The organism is Bifidobacterium sp. LH_426 (assembly GCF_056356875.1).
Genome location: NZ_JBKEVB010000010.1, coordinates 52,145 through 69,891, shown reverse-complemented (window position 1 = coordinate 69,891; position 17,747 = coordinate 52,145). Strand labels below are relative to the sequence as shown.

15 protein-coding genes and 1 pseudogene are annotated in these 17,747 nt (G+C 67.2%); 2 read left to right on the top strand and 14 right to left on the bottom strand.

All coding sequences use genetic code 11. The features are described from left to right. Window positions 1-52: 52 nt before the first annotated feature. From trpE to AC1AYD_RS09330, 14 genes and pseudogenes are all read right to left on the bottom strand, one after another. Entirely contained in the window at window positions 53-1,612 is a 1,560-nt protein-coding gene (trpE, locus tag AC1AYD_RS09395) for an anthranilate synthase component I (RefSeq protein ID WP_476545057.1), read from the bottom strand. 74 nt (window positions 1,613-1,686) lie between these two features. Continuing rightward, window positions 1,687-2,079 (bottom strand): annotated as a pseudogene (gene hisI / locus AC1AYD_RS09390) (phosphoribosyl-AMP cyclohydrolase); the annotation flags it as partial. Window positions 2,080-2,131: 52 nt separating this feature from the next. Beyond that, window positions 2,132-2,902: an imidazole glycerol phosphate synthase subunit HisF gene (hisF, locus tag AC1AYD_RS09385; protein ID WP_476545056.1), complete on the bottom strand. Its 771-nt coding sequence runs from the start codon at window positions 2,900-2,902 to the stop codon at window positions 2,132-2,134. An 82-nt stretch (window positions 2,903-2,984) separates the two neighbouring features. After that, the gene (rlmN, locus tag AC1AYD_RS09380) at window positions 2,985-4,187 is read right to left on the bottom strand and encodes a dual-specificity RNA methyltransferase RlmN (protein WP_476545055.1); all 1,203 of its coding nucleotides are present in this window, start codon (window positions 4,185-4,187) and stop codon (window positions 2,985-2,987) included. Between the two features lie 157 nt (window positions 4,188-4,344). Continuing rightward, entirely contained in the window at window positions 4,345-5,331 is a 987-nt protein-coding gene (locus AC1AYD_RS09375; protein WP_476501628.1) for a phosphatidate cytidylyltransferase, read from the bottom strand. Window positions 5,332-5,347: 16 nt separating this feature from the next. Further along, complete coding sequence (frr, locus tag AC1AYD_RS09370) at window positions 5,348-5,902, bottom strand: ribosome recycling factor (RefSeq protein WP_476501627.1); 555 nt, start codon at window positions 5,900-5,902, stop codon at window positions 5,348-5,350. A gap of 84 nt (window positions 5,903-5,986) precedes the next feature. Further along, window positions 5,987-6,736 carry a UMP kinase gene (gene pyrH / locus AC1AYD_RS09365; RefSeq protein ID WP_476501626.1) on the bottom strand — a complete coding sequence of 250 codons (750 nt, stop codon included), beginning with the start codon at window positions 6,734-6,736 and terminating at the stop codon, window positions 5,987-5,989. 164 nt (window positions 6,737-6,900) lie between these two features. Then, complete coding sequence (yddG, locus tag AC1AYD_RS09360) at window positions 6,901-7,836, bottom strand: aromatic amino acid DMT transporter YddG (RefSeq protein ID WP_476545054.1); 936 nt, start codon at window positions 7,834-7,836, stop codon at window positions 6,901-6,903. 166 nt (window positions 7,837-8,002) lie between these two features. Continuing rightward, the gene (gene tsf, locus AC1AYD_RS09355) at window positions 8,003-8,854 is read right to left on the bottom strand and encodes a translation elongation factor Ts (protein ID WP_476501624.1); all 852 of its coding nucleotides are present in this window, start codon (window positions 8,852-8,854) and stop codon (window positions 8,003-8,005) included. Window positions 8,855-8,985: 131 nt separating this feature from the next. Next, the gene (rpsB, locus tag AC1AYD_RS09350) at window positions 8,986-9,798 is read right to left on the bottom strand and encodes a 30S ribosomal protein S2 (protein WP_476501623.1); all 813 of its coding nucleotides are present in this window, start codon (window positions 9,796-9,798) and stop codon (window positions 8,986-8,988) included. Between the two features lie 297 nt (window positions 9,799-10,095). Further along, on the bottom strand, window positions 10,096-10,581 hold the full coding sequence (gene def / locus AC1AYD_RS09345; protein ID WP_476501622.1) for a peptide deformylase: 486 nt from the start codon (window positions 10,579-10,581) through the stop codon (window positions 10,096-10,098). A gap of 2 nt (window positions 10,582-10,583) precedes the next feature. Further along, on the bottom strand, window positions 10,584-12,680 hold the full coding sequence (locus AC1AYD_RS09340) for an AMP-dependent synthetase/ligase (RefSeq protein ID WP_476501621.1): 2,097 nt from the start codon (window positions 12,678-12,680) through the stop codon (window positions 10,584-10,586). A gap of 77 nt (window positions 12,681-12,757) precedes the next feature. Beyond that, a complete protein-coding gene (locus AC1AYD_RS09335; protein ID WP_476532236.1) occupies window positions 12,758-13,261 on the bottom strand; it encodes an Rv3235 family protein in 504 nt (167 codons plus the stop codon). Window positions 13,262-13,447: 186 nt separating this feature from the next. Then, window positions 13,448-14,575 (bottom strand): GuaB3 family IMP dehydrogenase-related protein, encoded by a 1,128-nt coding sequence (locus AC1AYD_RS09330; RefSeq protein WP_476501619.1) that lies wholly within the window; start codon window positions 14,573-14,575, stop codon window positions 13,448-13,450. 138 nt (window positions 14,576-14,713) lie between these two features. Here AC1AYD_RS09330 and AC1AYD_RS09325 point away from each other — a divergent pair, with 138 nt between their 5' ends. Beyond that, the gene (locus AC1AYD_RS09325; protein ID WP_476501618.1) at window positions 14,714-15,934 is read left to right on the top strand and encodes an NADP-dependent isocitrate dehydrogenase; all 1,221 of its coding nucleotides are present in this window, start codon (window positions 14,714-14,716) and stop codon (window positions 15,932-15,934) included. A gap of 96 nt (window positions 15,935-16,030) precedes the next feature. Continuing rightward, window positions 16,031-17,689 carry a type 1 periplasmic-binding domain-containing protein gene (locus tag AC1AYD_RS09320; RefSeq protein WP_476545053.1) on the top strand — a complete coding sequence of 553 codons (1,659 nt, stop codon included), beginning with the start codon at window positions 16,031-16,033 and terminating at the stop codon, window positions 17,687-17,689. The last annotated feature ends 58 nt before the right edge of the window (window positions 17,690-17,747 follow it).

Sequence of the window (17,747 nt, the reverse complement as noted above, 5' to 3'; positions counted from 1 at the left end):
CCCGCCCGAATCCCGGAAAGCGCCGGAGAGTCCCGGGAAGAAATCCGGGAGGCTACAGTTCGCGCAACTGGGCGGCGATCTGGATGGCCTCGACGCTGGCCTCCGCCTTGTTGCGGGTCTCCTGCCATTCGTTGGCGGGCACGGAGTCGAGCACCAGCCCGGCGCCGGCCTGCACGCTCGCCTCATGGTCGCGCAGGAACGCGGTGCGGATGGCGATCGCCATGTCCATGTTGCCGGAGAAGTCGAAGTAGCCGACGGTGCCGCCGTAGATGCCGCGGTCGGCGGGCTCCAGCTCGTCGATGATCTCGATGGCGCGCGGCTTCGGCGCTCCGGACAGCGTGCCCGCGGGGAACGCCGACATGAACACGTCGAACGCGGTCATGTCCGGATTGACCTCGCCGGTGACGGTCGAGCAGATGTGCATGATGTGGCTGAACCGCTTGATGTCCATGAGGGACACCACTTCGACGGTCTCCGGCCTGCACACCTTGCTCAGGTCGTTGCGCGACAGGTCGACGAGCATGATGTGCTCGCTGCGTTCCTTCGGATCGGCGAGCAGCTCCTTGGCGAGGCGCGCGTCCTCCTCCGGGGTCTTGCCGCGCGGCCGGGAGCCTGCGATCGGGAAGGTGAGCGCGTGACCGTCGTCCACCTTGATGAGCGTCTCCGGACTGGAGCCGATCACGTTGAAATCACGGCCCTCGGCGTCGGTCAACGCCATGAAGTACATGTACGGACTCGGGTTGAGCGTGCGCAGCACGCGGTACACGTCGAACGGGTCGGCGGGCGAGTCGATGTCGAGGCGCTGGGAGATGACCGTCTGGAACACGTCGCCGTCGATGATGTGCCGCCGCGTGGCCTCCACCGCCTTCTCATACACCTCCTTGGGGGTGCGGAAACGCAGTTCCGGCTGTTTGACTGAGGTGTCGAGGGCGCTGACGCGGGCCTCGCCCGGCGTGGGCGTGGCCGCGTTCTCCTGCATGCGGTCGAGGCGCCTGACGGCCTGGTCGTAGGCGATGTCGGCGCGGGTGGGCTTGTCGTCCACGTTCACCGCGTTGGCGATGAGCCACACCGAACCGGACACGTGGTCGACGACGGCGATGTCGGTGGCGAGTGCGAGCACCATCTCCGGCTGGCCGGTCTCGTTCGGCGCGGTGGCGCGCAGCGTCGGCTCCCAGTGGCGGATCGCGTCCCAGCCGACGGTGCCGACCAGACCGGAGGTGAGGTTCGGCAGTCCCTCGACGCGCGGCGCCTTGAGCGTCTTCAGCGTGGCGTGCGCGACCTCGACCACGTCGCCGTGCGTGGGGACTCCGGCGGGCACAGTGCCCAGCCAGTCGGCGTTGCCGTCCTTGTCGGCGCGCAGCTGCGCCATCGAGTTCACGCCGATGAAGCTGTAACGACTCCAGGAGCCGCCGTATTCGGCGGATTCGAGGATGAACGTGCCGGTGCGGCCACCGGCGAGACGCTCGTAGAAGCCGACCGGGGTGAGCGAGTCGGCGAGCAGGCGGCGCACGATCGGGATCACGCGGTAGCCTTCGCCCGCAAGTTCGAGGAACTGTTCACGGTTCGGCCAGGTGCCGCCCCAGTTGAGATGTTCGACGCTGCACTCGGTCATGCCCGTGCCTCCGTTTCCTTATCGTCCGCATGCGCTTCGCCGTCGGAGCCATTGGAATCGTCGGCGCCGTCGGCCTGTTCCGGCGTACGATGGCCGACGGCCACCGGCAGCGGTCCGCCTTCGAGGAAGCAGCTGCGTTTGCCGGTGTGGCATGCGGCGCCCACCTGGTCGACCTCGACGAGCAGCGCGTCGCCGTCGCAGTCCAGGGACACGCCCTTCACGTACTGCACGTGGCCGGACGTGTCGCCCTTGCGCCAGTATTCCTGGCGGGATCGCGACCAGAAGGTCACGCGTCCCGTGGTGAGCGTGCGCCGGAGCGCCTCGTCGTTCATGTAGCCGACCATGAGCACTTCACGCGTGTCGTACTGTTGGATGACCGCCGCCACGAGGCCCTTCGCGTCGCGCTTGAGCCGCGCGGCGATGCGGGGGTCGAGTTCGGTCGTGTTGTCGTAGATGATGTCCGTCATTGCAGTCTTTCCGTTGGTTCCTTGGGTGTTCCGGCGCATGTCCGCGCGTGTCTCAGCGCACCGTGTAGCCGTGGCGTTTGAGCTCCGCCTTCACGTCGGCGATGGTCATGAGCCCGAAGTGGAAGACCGATGCGGCGAGCACCGCGTTCGCGCCGGCCTCGATGGCCGGCGGGAAGTCCTCGACCTTGCCGGCGCCGCCGGAGGCGATGATCGGAATCCTGACCTCCTTGCGCACGGCGCGGATCATCTCGAGGTCGAAGCCCTCCTTCGTGCCGTCGGCGTCCATCGAATTGAGGAGGATCTCGCCGGCGCCCAGCTCCTCGGCGCGTTTCACCCACCAGATCGCGTCGATGCCGGTGGACTTGCGGCCTCCCATCGTGGTGACTTCGAAACCGGACTGCGTGTGCTGCTCGCCCTTCTCGCGGCGCGCGTCGACGGACAGGACCAGCACCTGGTTGCCGAAGCGTTCGGCGACGCGGCTGATGAGCGTCGGATCGTTGATGGCCGCCGTGTTGACGCCCACCTTGTCGGCACCGCAACGCAGCAGCGAATCCACGTCCTCCGGGGTGCGCACGCCGCCGCCCACGGTCATGGGGATGAACACCTGCTCGGCGGTGCGCGACACGACGTCGATCATCGTGTTGCGGTGCGAGCTGGAGGCGGTCACGTCGAGGAAGGTGAGCTCGTCGGCGCCCTGCCGGTAGTATTCGGCGGCGAGCTCCACCGGGTCGCCGGCGTCCTTCAGATTCTCGAAATGCACGCCTTTGACCACTCGTCCGGCATCGACGTCCAGGCACGGGATGACTCGAACCGCCAGCGACATAACTCCACTCCCCTGTTCGCAAGGTTTTCTTCTGTACGACACCCCAGACTACCGGCCGCGCGCCGTACGGGCGGCCGGCGTCTCACTTCGCGCGCTCGAACGCCTCCCGGGTCTTGGCGGCGAGCTGCCCGCAGGCGCCGTCGATGTCCTGGCCACGGGTGTCGCGCAGGGTGGCGGTGATGCCCGCGTCGTGCAGGATCTCGAGGAACCGCGCCTCGTCCTCCGGCTTGGAGGCGGTCCAGCGGGAGCCTTCGATCGGGTTGAGCGGGATCGGGTTCACATGCGCCCAGTCGTCGCCGTAATGGTTGAGACGCTTGGCGAGCAGACGCGCATGCTCGGCCTGGTCGTTGATGCCGCGCATCAGCGCGTATTCGATGCTGACGCGGCGCTTGGAGGCCAGCCAGTAGTCGTGCGCGGCGTCGAGCACCTGCGTGGTGTCGAAACGCTTGTTCATCGGCACGAGCTCGTCGCGCAGCTCGTCGCTCGGCGCATGCAGGGAGACGGCGAGACGCACCGGGATGCCTTCAGCGGCGAGCTTCCTGATGCCGGGCACGACGCCCACCGTGGAGACGGTGATGTTGCGTGCGGAGATGCCGAAGCCCTCGGGCGGCATGGCGGAGATCTGGCGCACGGCGGACAGGACGGAACGGTAGTTGCCCATCGGCTCGCCCATGCCCATGAACACGATGTTGCTCAGGCGCCCGGGGCCTCCGGCGACCTCGCCGTCGCGCATCATGCGCGCGGCGACGCGCACCTGTTCGAGGATCTCCCCGGCGGACATGTTGCGGGTGAGTCCGAGCTTGCCGGTGGCGCAGAACGGGCATCCCATGCCGCAGCCGACCTGCGAGGAGATACACAGCGTGGTGCGCGTCGGATAGCGCATGAGCACCGATTCGATGTGGGAGCCGTCGAACAGGCGCCACAGCGTCTTGATGGTGGCGCCGTCGTCCGCCACCTGACGAGTGACCTCGTGGATGAGTTCGGGGAAGAACGCGGCCGCCGCCTCGTCGCGTTTGGCGGCCGGGAAGTCGGTGAATTCGGCGGCGTTCACGTCGAAGCGCCCATAGTAGTGGTTGGCGAGCTGCTTGACGCGGAACTTCGGCATGCCGAGCCCCTTCGCGGTCTCGACGCGCTGTTCGGGCGTCATGTCGGCGAAGTGCAGCGGCGGCTTGCCACGGTGAGCATGGTCCTTGGACAGCACGTCGCGGAACGCGCCGGTGGTGCCTCCCGGCGTGATGCCGGTCTCGGGGGCGTCCCCGTCGATGATGGGGTTCTGGTCGGCCATGGGTGGCTTCCTTTCGTCACGGTTCATCACGTGTCATCGTTCGTCGTTCGTCGCGGTTCTCCCGCGAAAACGCGGAACGGGCCGGACAATCGTCACGACTGTCCGGCCCGGGGATCGTCCGTTTCCTCACCGGCCGCTGGTCATGGGCGTCACGGCGTCACAGGCCGGTGAACCACAGGAGGATGCAGGTGAACGGCGCCGCCATGAGGATGGAGTCGACGCGGTCCATCACGCCGCCGTGGCCCTTGAGCAGGTGGCCCATGTCCTTGATGCCGAGATCTCGCTTGATCATCGAGGCGCACAGGTCGCCGAACGTGCCGACCACGCCGACGAGCACGCCTTCGAGCACGGGCACCCACCACATGGCGGCCCACACGTCCGGCGTGTACGTGCAGAACAGGACGGCGAACGCGCCGGCCATGGCGAACAGCACCGATCCGGCGAGTCCCTCCCAGCTCTTCTTCGGCGAGATGCGCGGGGAGAGCTTGTGCTTGCCGAGCCATGCGCCGGCGAACAGGCCGCCGGTGTCGGACAGGGCGGGCAGGAACACGAGCATGATCGCGTGGGCGACCGGATGCCCGTGGAAGGTCAGCGGCATGACGATGCACGCGGCGAGCACGGGGATGTACAGCACGGTGAGTACCGACACGGACACGTGGCTCAGCCGGGAGTGGTGCTGTTCGCCGCCCTCGTGGTTGAACGAGGATTCGAGGCGCGCGCCCGCCTCCGTGTTGGAGAGCTTGTCCGCCACGGCGAGCGACAGGCGGTTGCCGAAGCTCAACTTGGCGGTGGCGGTCATGGAAACGAGCATGATCGACGCCATCGCGCACAGCGCCATCGCGACGACGTGCAGCGGCGCGTAGTAGGTGGCGAACAGGGTCGCCGCCGAGCACGCGCACAGCATGACGAACGGGATGTGCAGCCCGACGGTCGCGAAGTCGACGCGCAGCTCCCACAGGGCGAGGATCATGAACACGACGATCAACGCCACGAACAGGTCGATGCTGAGCAGCATCGCGGCGAGGATGACGGCGATCAGGACGACGGCGGTGCCTACCGCCTGGGGCATGTTCCGGCCGGTCTTCTTGTTGATCTCGTCGAGTGCGACTTCGGCCTCTTCGTGGAGTTGTTCGTTGCGTTCCATAACGGCGTGCGGAGGCTCAGACCTCCATGATCTCCTTCTGCTTGGTCTCCAGCAGGGTGTCGATCTCGTCGGTGACGGACTTGGTGACCTTGTCGAGGTCCTTGAGGAGACGGTCGCCCTCGTCCTCGCCCATGTCGCCGTCCTTGACGGACTTGTCGATGCCTTCCTTGGTCTTGCGGCGGATGTTGCGCACCGCGACCTTGCCGTCCTCGGCCTTTGCCTTGGCGAGCTTGACGTACTCCTTGCGGCGTTCCTCGGTAAGCTCCGGCATCGTGATGCGGATCACGTTGCCGTCGCGGTTCGGGCTGACGCCGAGGTCGGAGTTGCGGATCGCCTTCTCGACGGCGCCGGCCTGGGAGGCGTCGAACGGGGTGACGGAAAGGGTGCGCGGCTCCGGCACGCCGATGGAGGCGACGGCCTTGATCGGCGTGGGGGCGCCGTAGTAGTCGACCACGATGCCGTTGAGGAGGGCCGGGTTGGCACGGCCGGTGCGGATGCCCGCGAAGTTCTCCTTGGTGTTCTCGACGGTCTTGGCCATCTGCTCCTTGGCCTGCTCGACGACGTTTGCCATGTTGTGCTCCTTGCTGTTCGTCTGCGAACGGTTCGTTTACGGTTTGCTTCCCTACCGATTGTAGGGTCTCGGCGTGGTTCCGGGCTATTCCGCCACGCGCGATTCGGCGGTGGACACGAGCGTGCCGATGTCCTCGCCGAGCAGGGCGCGGGTCACGTTGCCCGGCTCCTCGAGGCCGAAGACGCGGATGAGCTTCCTGTTGTCGCGCGCCATGGACAGGGCGGAGGCGTCCATCACGGCGAGGTTGTCGACCAGGGCGCGGTTGTAGCTCAGGGTCTCGAAGCGCTTGGCGTCCGCGTGCTTGCGCGGGTCGGCGGTGTACACGCCGTCGACGCCGTTCTTGCCCATCAGGACCTCGTCGCAGTGGATCTCCAGCGAACGCTGGATGGAGACGGTGTCGGTGGAGAAGTACGGCATGCCCGCGCCGGCGCCGAAGATGACCACGCGGCCCTTCTCCAGATGGCGGATGGCCTTGAGCGGGATGTACGGCTCGGCGACCTGGCCCATGGTGATGGCGGTCTGCACACGGGTGGCCTGGCCCTCCTGCTCGAGGAAGTCCTGGAGCGCGAGGCAGTTCATCACGGTGCCGAGCATGCCCATGTAGTCGCCGCGGGAGCGGTCGATGCCGGCCTGCTGCAGTTCGGCGCCACGGAAGAAGTTGCCGCCGCCGGTCACGATGGCGACCTGCACGCCCTGCTGGACCGCGGGGACGATCTCCTCGGCGATGCGTCGGATCACCTTGGTGTCGATGCCGACCCTGCCGCCGCCGAACGCCTCGCCGGACAGCTTGAGCAGCACCCTGCGCGGCTTATCTTTCGCCTCGTTGCCAGTCATACTGTTACACCCTTTCGTTCTCGGATGCGCCATGCGGCGGATCGACGCCGCGCGGCGCATCCACGAAAATTACCATCTGACAGGTTATCCGCCGTTCCCGACACCGTACGGCCTCACCGTGTAGCGATGCGCCGGGAGCGTCCCGAGGGGCCGGCGCGCGGGGTTCACCGTCCGCCGCTTAGCCGTTCCGCGATCAGGTTGAGCGCCGAACCGGCGACGACGAGCAACGCGCCGCACCAGAACGGCAGGGACAATGACAGGCCGAGGATGAGCGAGCTGGCGGCGACCGACAGCACGGGCGTCGCGTATGAGGCCACGGCGAGCGTCCTGAGGCTCCCGTGCAGAATGCCGTACCCCCAGAACGCGTATCCGCCGCCGATGACGGCGGCGCAGGCGATGACGGCGAGCCAGTCGAGCGGCCCCGGCATCGATGCCGGCAATCCCTCACCCGATGCGAGGTGGATGATCCACAGGGAGGCCGCGACCCCGGGGAAGAAGACCGATGTGCCGTCCAGCCCGCCGGACATGGCGGGGGTGATCACCGCGTAGAGGGACCATGCGAACGCGCCGAGGAAGGCGAGCAGGTACGGCAGCGGATCGGACATGATATGTCCGATCGCCGCTTCGGGACGCAACCCGCCGTTGCCGCCGACGGCCAGCGCCACGCCCGCGGTGGCGACGACGGCGCCCGGCAGCGCCCGCCGCACCGCTCCCCTGCGTCGCGGCCGGCCGATGGCGGCGGCGAGCAACACCATGAGCGTGGGCCACAGGTAGTTGACGAGACTCACCTCGACGGACTGCTCGGCGGTGGACGCCAATCCGATGGACAGGGAGATGGAGGATTCGTAGAACACGAAGAGCGCTCCCCCGACGACCAGGTAGCGTCTGGGATAGTCGTGGAGCGGCGCGGGGCGATGGAAGACGAGCAGCAGCATGGCGCCGCTCGTGTAGATGAGCGCCGAGCCGAGCGTGGCTCCGAACGATTCGGCGACGACGCGCACCAGCCCGGTCATGAGGCTCCACACCGCGATGGCGAGGAGTCCCACGGCGGTCGCGCGCGTCGCGGGCACGTATCCATGACGTTTCTCGTCGGCATCCATATCGGTTCCCCCTCGTTTCTTCCGGTTCCTTCGGGTCCGCGGACTTTCCGGGAATACGATAGCGGCCGCGCATCACCCAGGATGCGCGGCCGCCGTCATTCAGCGTGTCGCATGACCGTCAGCGGACCGTAGCGGCCGATCCGACGGAATCCGACGGGAGGGGGCCTCAGGCCTCCTCGCCCTTGCCGACCTCGACACGGGCGAAGGCCAGGGCCTTGCCGCCGACCTCTTCGAAGAGCTTGCCGACGGTCTTGGACGGATCCTTGACGAACGGCTGCTCGAGGAGGACGACCTCCTTGAAGAAGGCGTTGAGACGGCCCTCGACGATCTTCGGGACGATCTTCTCCGGCTTGCCCTCGGCGAGGGACTTCTCGGTGGCGACGCGGCGCTCGGACTCGACCACGTCGGCCGGGACGTCCTCGCGGGTCAGCCACTTGGCGCCCATCGCGGAGATCTGCAGCGCGGCCTCGTGTGCGACGGCGGCGCCGGCCTTGTCGGTGGCGATCATCGCGACGATGCTCGGCGGCATCTCGGCGGACTTCTTGTGGGCGTAGATCTCGACGTGCTCGCCGGAGATCTTCGCGAACTGGCCGACCTTGACGTGCTCGCCGAACAGGGCGGCGGCCTCCTCGATGGCCTCCTTGACGGTCTCGTCGCCGGCCTTGGCGGCCAGCAGCTCGTCGGCGTTGTCCGCGTCGGCGGCCACGGCGTAGCCGAGGATGGTGTCGGCGAACTCGACGAACTTCGGGGTCTTGGCCACGAAGTCGGTCTCGGAGTTCAGCTCGACCGCGTAGCCGGTCTCGCCTTCGGCACCCGCGACGACCTTGGAGGCGATGGTGCCTTCCTGGGCCTTGCGGCCTTCGCGCTTGCCGGCCGCGGCGATGCCCTTGGCGCGGATGATCTCCTTGGCGCGGGCGACGTCGCCCTCGGCCTCGGTCAGGGCCTTCTTGACGTCGAGCATGCCGGCGCCGGTGTCCTCACGAACCTGCTTGATCAGAGCGGCGGTAATTGCTGCCATGAAACTTGTCTCCTTGGGATGAAAATCGATTGCGTTCCCCTATGACAGGAGGTGCAATCATCGTTGCACCTCCCATCCTAGCGGTAGGTGAACCTTCGCGGTTCACGCTCGGCGAATCCTTAAGCGGGGATTCACTCGGCCTTGGCTTCGCCTTCGGCGGCCGGGGCGGCGGTGGCGTCCTGGTTCTCCAGGAGCTCCTTCTCCCAAGCGGCCATCGGCTGCTCGGAGGCGCCCTCCTCCTTGGCGGCCTTGCCGGAACGCTCCAGCAGGCCGTCGGCGACGGCGTCGGCCATGAGGCTGGTCAGCAGCTCGATGCCGCGGATGGCGTCGTCGTTGGCCGGGATCGGGTAGTCGACGGACTCCGGGTCGGTGTTGGTGTCGACGATGGCGACGACCGGGATGCCCAGCTTGTGGGCCTCCTCGACGGCCAGCGCCTCCTTGTTGATGTCGACGACGAACATCGCGGACGGGGTGCGGCCCATGTTGCGGATGCCGCCGAGCTGCTTCTCCAGCTTGTCCTTCTCGCGCTCGAGGAGCAGCAGCTCCTTCTTGGTCAGGCCGGAGCCGTGCACGTCGGAGAAGTCCATCTCCTCGAGCTCCTTGAGGCGGTTGACGCGCTTGGAGACGGTCTGGAAGTTGGTCAGCATGCCGCCGAGCCAGCGCTCGGAGACGTACGGCATGTTCACGCGGGTGGCCTGGGTGGAGATGGCCTCCTGGGCCTGCTTCTTGGTGCCGACGAAGAGCACGGTGCCGTTGTGGGCGACGGTGGTCTTGATGAAGTCGTACGCCTTGTCGATCATCTCGAGCGACTTGAACAGGTTGATGATGTGGATGCCGTTGCGCTGGGTGAGGATGAACTGCTTCATCTTCGGGTTCCAACGACGGGTCTGGTGGCCGAAGTGCAGACCTGCCTTCAGCATTTCGCTCATCGTGATCTGAGCCATGGTGATGCTACCTTTCTTGTCGGTTATTGCCTGGTCATGCGCACCTGCGTGCAGCCCAGACCGTGTCTCCACGGGTTCGGGCCGACCGACACAGGCCGTCGCGGACATGACGCGAATTCGTCGCGCGCCGGTTGACGATATTGGGTGGTCCGGAACGGCTGCGACTCCGCTCCTCGCCGGTTGGCGCACGGTGCACAAAGATAACACACCTCATGGAAAAGGCGGCCCGCCGACGCATCGTCGCCGGCGGGCCGCCTTTTCCATGTCCGTCCGTCCCGCGTTCCCGCGGGACACGGCTCACTTCTGGTGTTCGCGCATGTACCTCAACGCCGCGCGGCGCTCCTCCTTCTCCAGACGGTCGAGGTAGACGTGGCCGTCGAGATGGTCGGTCTCGTGCTGGAGCATGCGTCCCATGAGCCCGGTCCCCTCCAGCACGATCTCCTTGCCGTCGAGGTCGATGCCGCGCACGCGGGCGTAATCGGCGCGACGCGTCTTGTACCACAGTCCGGGCACGGACAGGCAGCCCTCGTCGCCGTACTGTTCGCCGCGCGTCTCCTCGAGCACCGGGTTGAGGATGTAGCCGATCTTGCCGTCGATGTTGTAGGAGAAGGCCCTGAGACTCACGCCGATCTGGTTGGCGGACAGGCCCGCGCGCCCCGGATCGTCGACGGTCTCGAGCAGATCGTCGACCAGTCGGCGCACGGCGGGCGTGATCTCGCGGATTTCGTCGCAGGGGGTGCGCAGCACGGGGTCGGGGACGATGCGGATCTCACGGATTGCCAAGGCTAGTTCTCCTCGTTGTCGGTGGTGTCGGTGGCGTTGCGGCCGTCGGCCTGGTCGGCGGGGGAAGCGGCGTCGTCGTTCCCGTCCGCGCCGTCAGGCTGGCGCTTGATCTTCTCGGACACGGTAGCAAGCGAATCAGACACGTTCTCCCTGGCCTGCTCGTAGGCGGAGCGCAGCGTCTTCGTGTTGACGGTCTCGGACGCCTGCTTGACGGTCTCCGCGGTGCGCTTGACCGATTCGGTGGTCTTGTCGAGGATGCGCACGGTGGCGGGCAGCGGCTTGCCGGGGTTGCGGGGCGTGTAGATCTCGTGCTCGATCACGTCCTCGTAGCGCTTGAGCACCTTCGGACGCACGACCTTCATGCTCGGCGTCAGCGTGCCCGCCTCCTGGCTGAACTCCTCGTCGAGGATGGCGAACTTGCGCACCGATTCGGCGCGCGAGACGTTCGCGTTGGCCTTGTCGACGTACTGCTGGATGAACGCGCGCACCGCATCGTTCGCCGCGATCTCGGCCATCGGCGCGTCTTGGTCGAGGCCCTGGGAGGCGAGCCAGGAGCGGGTCATCTCCGGGTCGAGCTCGATGAGCGCGGAGATGAACGGCTTGCCGTCGCCGACGACGACCGCATGGTCGACGATCGGACAGGTGGCGATGGTCTCCTCCATGGGAGCCGGGCTCACGTTCTTGCCGCCGGCGGTGATGATGATGTCCTTCTTGCGTCCCGTGATGTACACGAAGCCGTCGTCGTCGATCGTGCCGAGGTCGCCGGTGCGGATCCACCCGTCGGCGGTCTTCGTCTCGGCGGTGAGCTCGGGCTGCTTGTAGTAGCCGAGGAACACGTTCGGGCCGGTGAGCAGCAGCTCGTCGCCCTCGCCCTGCTTGACGCCCATGCCGGGGCCGGGCTTGCCGACGGAACCGACCTTGTTGGCATCCTGCCAGTTGACGAGCATCGGGGCCGCGGTCTCGGTCATGCCGTAGCCCTGGATGAACGTGATGCCGTCCATGCCGTTGAAGAAGTGCGCGAGGTCCGGGTTGAGCGGGGCGCCGCCGCACGCCAGCCACGCGAGGTTGGGGCCGAGGGCGGAACGCACCGACTTGCCCACCGTGCCCATGTAGAACGAGTGCTGGATGCGGGCGATCGGCGAATGGGCCTTGCCCGCCTGCGTGTCCTTCGACCACTGGACGAAGTGTCGGTAGGCGGCGGCGAACACGCGTCCGGCGATGCCGTTGCCGGCCTTCTGCGAGGCGGCGTTGTACACCTTCTCGAACACTCGGGGCACGCCGAGCAGGTAGGTGGGCTTGAACGAGCGCAGGTCGGCGAGCAGGTGTTTGGCCCCGGGGATGTAGCCGACGACGCCGTGGCCGCCGATGGCCACGTACTGGATGTAGCGGGCGAAGCAGTGCGCCAGCGGAAGGAACAGCAGCAGGCGGTTCGGGTTGTAGAGCATGTCCTCGAGGATGATGTAGCCGTTCTTCACGATGTGCGTGAAGTTGCGGTTGGACAGCATCGCGCCCTTCGGCTTGCCGGTGGAGCCGGACGTGTAGACGATGGTCGTCATGTCGTCGGCCTTCACGCGTGCGATGGCCTCGTCGAGCTCCTCGTCGGGGACGTTCGCGCCGAAGTCGGCGACCGCGTCGAGTCCCTTCGCCTTGAAGTTGAACACGTATTCGAGGCTCTTGACCTCGTCGCGCACCTGTTCGAGGGTCTGTGCATGCGCCTGGTCGCCGGCGAAGGCGATCAGCGGCGCGGTGTCCTCGATGATCGAGGCGGCCTGGCGTTCCGAGTCGGTCTCGTAGATCGGCACGCTGACCGCGCCGATGGCCGCGCAGGCGAAGTCCGTCACGCCCCACTCGTAGCAGGTGGCCGAGTAGATGGCGACCATGGTGCCGGGACGCACGCCCAGCCCGAGCAGCCCCTTCGCCACGGCGCGCACGCGTTCCAGCATCTCGGAGGCCTTTACCGAATGCCAGCGCCGGTCGTCGTCCTGGTATTCGGCGATCTCGTCATCGGGAGCGCTCTCGGCGCGGGCGGCGAGCAGCGAGAAGATCGTGTCGCCGTCGTTGGTCACATACTCGGGGTCGGAAATATACTCACGCAACATGGACACCAGACTATACCCGGTCCGGTATCAGCCGTGCCGGCGCGGCCGCACGTCCGCGCGAGGATCCGGGACCGTCGCTATCCGATGTCGGCGACGGTGCACATCCACCGCGACCCGCGGACCTCGAATCTGAGGTTCGACCAGTAGGACTCCCCTCCGACGGACAGGTGCACGGCGAATTCGAGCGCGGTGGCGCTCACCAGCATGCCGCTGAGCGAGAGAGGCACCACCGGCAGGTAGCGCATGCGCGCCCGGTACGCGTCGTCGGCGCGCATCCTGCCGTCCATCATGTACGCCATCGTCTCCAGCTTGCCCACGCATGACGGTTCGACGGCGCGTCGCAGTATCGACGAGGACAGGCTGCCCCGCATCACGTCGGCCGCCAGGCATGCGACCCGGCAGCCGGACACGGCCATCGCGTGCATCTGCTCGTCGCTCATCGCGTCGTCGACGACCGCGACGACGCGGTACGGGACGGGTTCCGGCGACAGTTCGACGTGGACGACGCCCTCGTAGACGGGAGGCGTACGGCCATACGAGAATCCGGCTGACGGGAAGATGACGTACTGCTGCGGCTGCATGATGGGCTCCTTCGTCCGATGTCTCGCGTCCGGACCGGCGGCGGGCCGGACGTGGGGCCATCACATCATGCGAAAGGTCCCGCGTCAACAGGCGCGGGACCTTGGTGCATCACCGTGGACGACACGGTGGACAAGCGCGCACGGACGCGGCGGGGAGCTCCCTCGCCGCGCCCGTGCGCCGCCGTCTCAGCGGCGGCCGGCGTACGGCGTGACGACCACGCCGCAACGCTGGAAGTTCTTCACGTCCACGTATCCGGTGGACGCCATCGCGCGGCGCAGCGCGCCGACGAAGTTCGTGGTGCCGTCGGCCGTGTGGCTCGGCCCGAACAGGATCTGCTCGAGCGGCGCGACCGTGCCGACGTCGGTGCGGAAGCCGCGCGGCAGCGTCTGGTGGCGAGCCTCGGCGCCCCAGTGCTTGCCGCGGCCCGGCGCCTCGGTGGCGCGGGCGAGCGGCGCGCCGAGCATGACCGCGTCGGCGCCGAGGGCGAGCGCCTTGACGAAGCTGCCGGAGTCGCCCATGCCGCCGTCGGCGATGAGCTGCACGTAGCGGCCGCCCGACTCGTCCATGTAGTCGCGACGGGCCTCGGCCACGTCGGCGATGGCGGTCGCCATCGGCGCCTCGACGCCGATCGTCTGGCGCGTGGCGGACACGGCGCCGCCGCCGAAGCCGACGAGCACGCCGGCCGCGCCCGTGCGCATCAGGTGCAGGGCCGCCGTGTAGTTGGCGGCGCCGCCGACGATGACCGGGACGTCCAGATCATAGATGAACTGCTTGAGGTTGAGCGGCTCGTGGTCCTGCGACACGTGCTCGGCGGACACGGCGGTGCCGCGAATCACGAACAGGTCGACGCCCGCCTCGACCACGGTCGAGTAGAACTGCTGGGTGCGCTGCGGGGAGAGCGCGCCGGCCACGGTGACGCCGGCGTCGCGGATCTCGTGCAGACGCTTCGTGATGAGCTCCGGCTTGATCGGCTCCGCGTAGATCTCCTGGATGCGGCGGGTCGCGCTCTCGGCCGGCAGGTCCGCGATCTCCTTCAGATACGGTTCCGGATCGTCGTAGCGGGTCCACAGACCCTCGAGGTCGAGCACGCCGAGCGCGCCGAGCTTGCCCATCGCGATCGCGGTGGCCGGGCTCGTCACCGAGTCCATCGGGGCGCCGATGACCGGCACGTCGAACTCGTAGGCGTCGACCTGCCAGGACGTGGAGACGTCCTGCGGGTCGCGCGTCCTGCGGGAGGGGACGATCGAGACGTCGTCCAGCGAGTAGGCCATGCGGCCCTTCTTGCCCAAACCGATTTCAATTTCCTGAGACATGCCTCCGAGACTAATGCGCGCGCGGGACGGCGGCGCGCGGCATACCGCCCGCCATCTCACATAATCGAACGCCCGCATGCGGCGTTACATTCCTGCGCTAGGAATGGCAATGTCTCAACCGAACTGTCAGGAGGAAGCATGGCCAGAATCAAGGTCGAAGGCAAGGTCGTCGAGCTCGACGGCGACGAGATGACGCGCGTCATCTGGAAGGACATCAAGAACCGTCTCATCCTGCCGTACCTCGACGTGGATCTCGACTACTACGATCTGGGCATCGAGAACCGCGACGCCACCGACGACCAGGTCACCATCGACGCGGCGCACGCCATCCAGCGCGAGCACGTGGGCGTCAAATGCGCGACGATCACCCCCGACGAGGCGCGCGTCAAAGAATTCGGCCTGAAGAAGATGTGGAAGTCCCCCAACGGCACGATCCGCAACATCCTCGGCGGCACCATCTTCCGCGAGCCGATCGTGATGAGCAACGTGCCGCGCCTCGTGCCCGGCTGGACCAAGCCGATCGTCGTCGCCCGCCACGCCTTCGGCGACCAGTACAAGGCCACCGACTTCAAGGTGCCGGGCGCCGGACGCCTCACCGTGACCTTCACGCCGGAGGACGGCTCCGAGCCGATCCAGCACGTGGTCTACGACTACGGCCCCGACGGCGGCGTCGCCCAGGTGCAGTACAACGTCAACGATTCGATCCGCGGCTTCGCGCGCGCCTGCTTCAACTACGGCCTCATGCGCCACTACCCCGTGTACCTGTCCACGAAGAACACGATCCTCAAGGCGTACGACGGCCAGTTCAAGGACATCTTCGCCGAGATCTACGAGACCGAATACAAGGAACGCTTCGAGGCGGAGGGCCTCACCTACGAGCACCGCCTCATCGACGACATGGTCGCCAGCTCCCTCAAGTGGCACGGCGGCTACATCTGGGCCTGCAAGAACTACGACGGCGACGTGCAGTCCGACTCCGTCGCCCAGGGCTTCGGCTCCCTCGGCCTCATGACCTCCGTGCTCATGACCCCCGACGGGCAGACCGTCGAGGCCGAGGCCGCCCACGGCACCGTCACCCGCCACTACCGCCGCTGGCTCAAGGGCGAGAAGACCTCCACGAACCCGATCGCCTCAATCTTCGCCTGGACCGGCGGCCTCAAGCACCGCGCGGACCTCGACGGCACCCCCGAGGTCCGCCACTTCGCCGAGACGCTCGAGAAGGTCATCGTCTCCACCGTCGAAGGCGGCCAGATGACCAAGGACCTCGCCATGCTCATCGGCCCCGACGAGCCGTGGCTCGACACCGAGGGCTTCATGGACGCGCTCGACGAGAACCTCGCCAGGGCGCTCGCCGACTGACGGCGGCACGCGCGGCTCCCCCAGCGGCGTATCCGCGGGGATGCTACTACAATCGACGGCAGTGCACAGCCCGCCGATCGAAAGGAATCCCGTCCCATGGCACTTCGCAGCAGCAATCCCGCGGCACGACTGATCGCCATGGCGGCGGGATTCGCCATGCTCGCGTCCTGCGCGGCGTGCGGCGCCGCGCAGGACGGTCCGACGAATGGCGCCACATCCTCCGGCGGCACCGCGACCACGTCGAAGACGTCCGCCGGCAGCGCCGTCATCTTCACACCGTCGGACGGCATCACCATCTCCCAGCGCACGCCGCTCAACAAGTGGGCGAAGCTGACGCCCGAGATCACCGCCAAACTCGTCGACGCCGGCATGGCGAAGAAGTCGATCGAGACGAAGACCTCCTCCGACCTCGACACGCAGAGCCGTGACGTGCAGGATTGGGTCGTGGACCATATGACCGCCGCGGACGCGTCCAAGTCCGGCAAGGCGGAGGCGAAGCGCACGACGCTGATCGTCGCCCCCGCCGTCGACGTGGATTCCTCGACACGCCAGTACGGCGACTACGTCACGCAGCCGCAGTCCGAGTCCTCCTCCGACGCGTCGCGGTCCGATTCGGCGGACACGGATACGACGGACAAGACGGATACCGCCACGGATACGTCCACGGACGACCAAACGCAGGACGACGCATACTCCCGTCTCGCCTCCGCGCTCCAACTCGCGCAGGATTCCGGCATGCACGTCGTGCTGCTCGCCAACGGGGTGGATGACATCACGCCGGACGCGTTCGTGCGGTTCTCCACGGCCGAGCAGATCGGCCGCATGCAGGCGCAGAAGCTCGTCACGAAGCTCGACCTGGCCAAGGCCAGCAAGGACAATCCGAAGGCCGTCGAGGTGTTCATCCCCTACTCCGCGAACGCGAAGGACGGCGACGAGGCGACCGACGCCGTCGATGACGACGCGTTCGCGCGTGAGGCGTTCGCCGGCATGTGGCAGGTGCTGCAACCGTATTTCACGCAGGGCAAGGCGTATTCGCCCTCCGGCCTGCTCACCAAGGACACGTCGGATTCCGATTGGGACGACGTGACCGTCGACGCCACCGATGAGAAGCACATCACGGCGGAGGTCGACAAGCGTCTGCCGACGAAGAAGACCGCCGACGGCACCTCGTTCACGCGCATCGACGGCGTCATCGCGATGAACGACTACGTCGCCTCCGCGGTGACCGACGAACTCGACACGCTCGGATACACCGGTTCGGCGGCGGACGTCAACCCGCAGATCACCATCTCGGGCATCGTCGGCAACATCGCCGGCCGCAAGGACCTGCAGCGCGGCGGCGTGCCCGATCCGGCGAAGGCCCCCGAAGACGATACGGACGGCAGCCAAGGCGACGAAGCGGACGGCTCCGACACTCCCGCGCAGACCGGGACCAGCGAAGTGAACCGACGCTGGCCGATCGTCACCGGCTTCGGCGGCTACGTGGACACCCTTCCCCAGGTGGTGAACGGCAAGCAGTGGATGACCGGATTGGAGAACCGCGTCGCCCTGGCGGCCGACACGGCCGAGGTCACGGTGAGGCTCAACCGGGGCGAATCGCTCGGCAAGCTCGCCTACGTGTCGAGGAAGAAGGCCCCCGGCGCGTTGAAGAAGACGAATGTCGTGGAGGAGGAGCCGCTGGCCGTCAGCGCCTCGAACCTCAAGGCCACGCTCATCGACCCCGGCTACATCACCATGGCCGACGCCGGCCTGTGACGTTCCCCGACGTTCCCCGCACAACATCCGGATACGATGAAGGCCCGCTCCCCCTGAT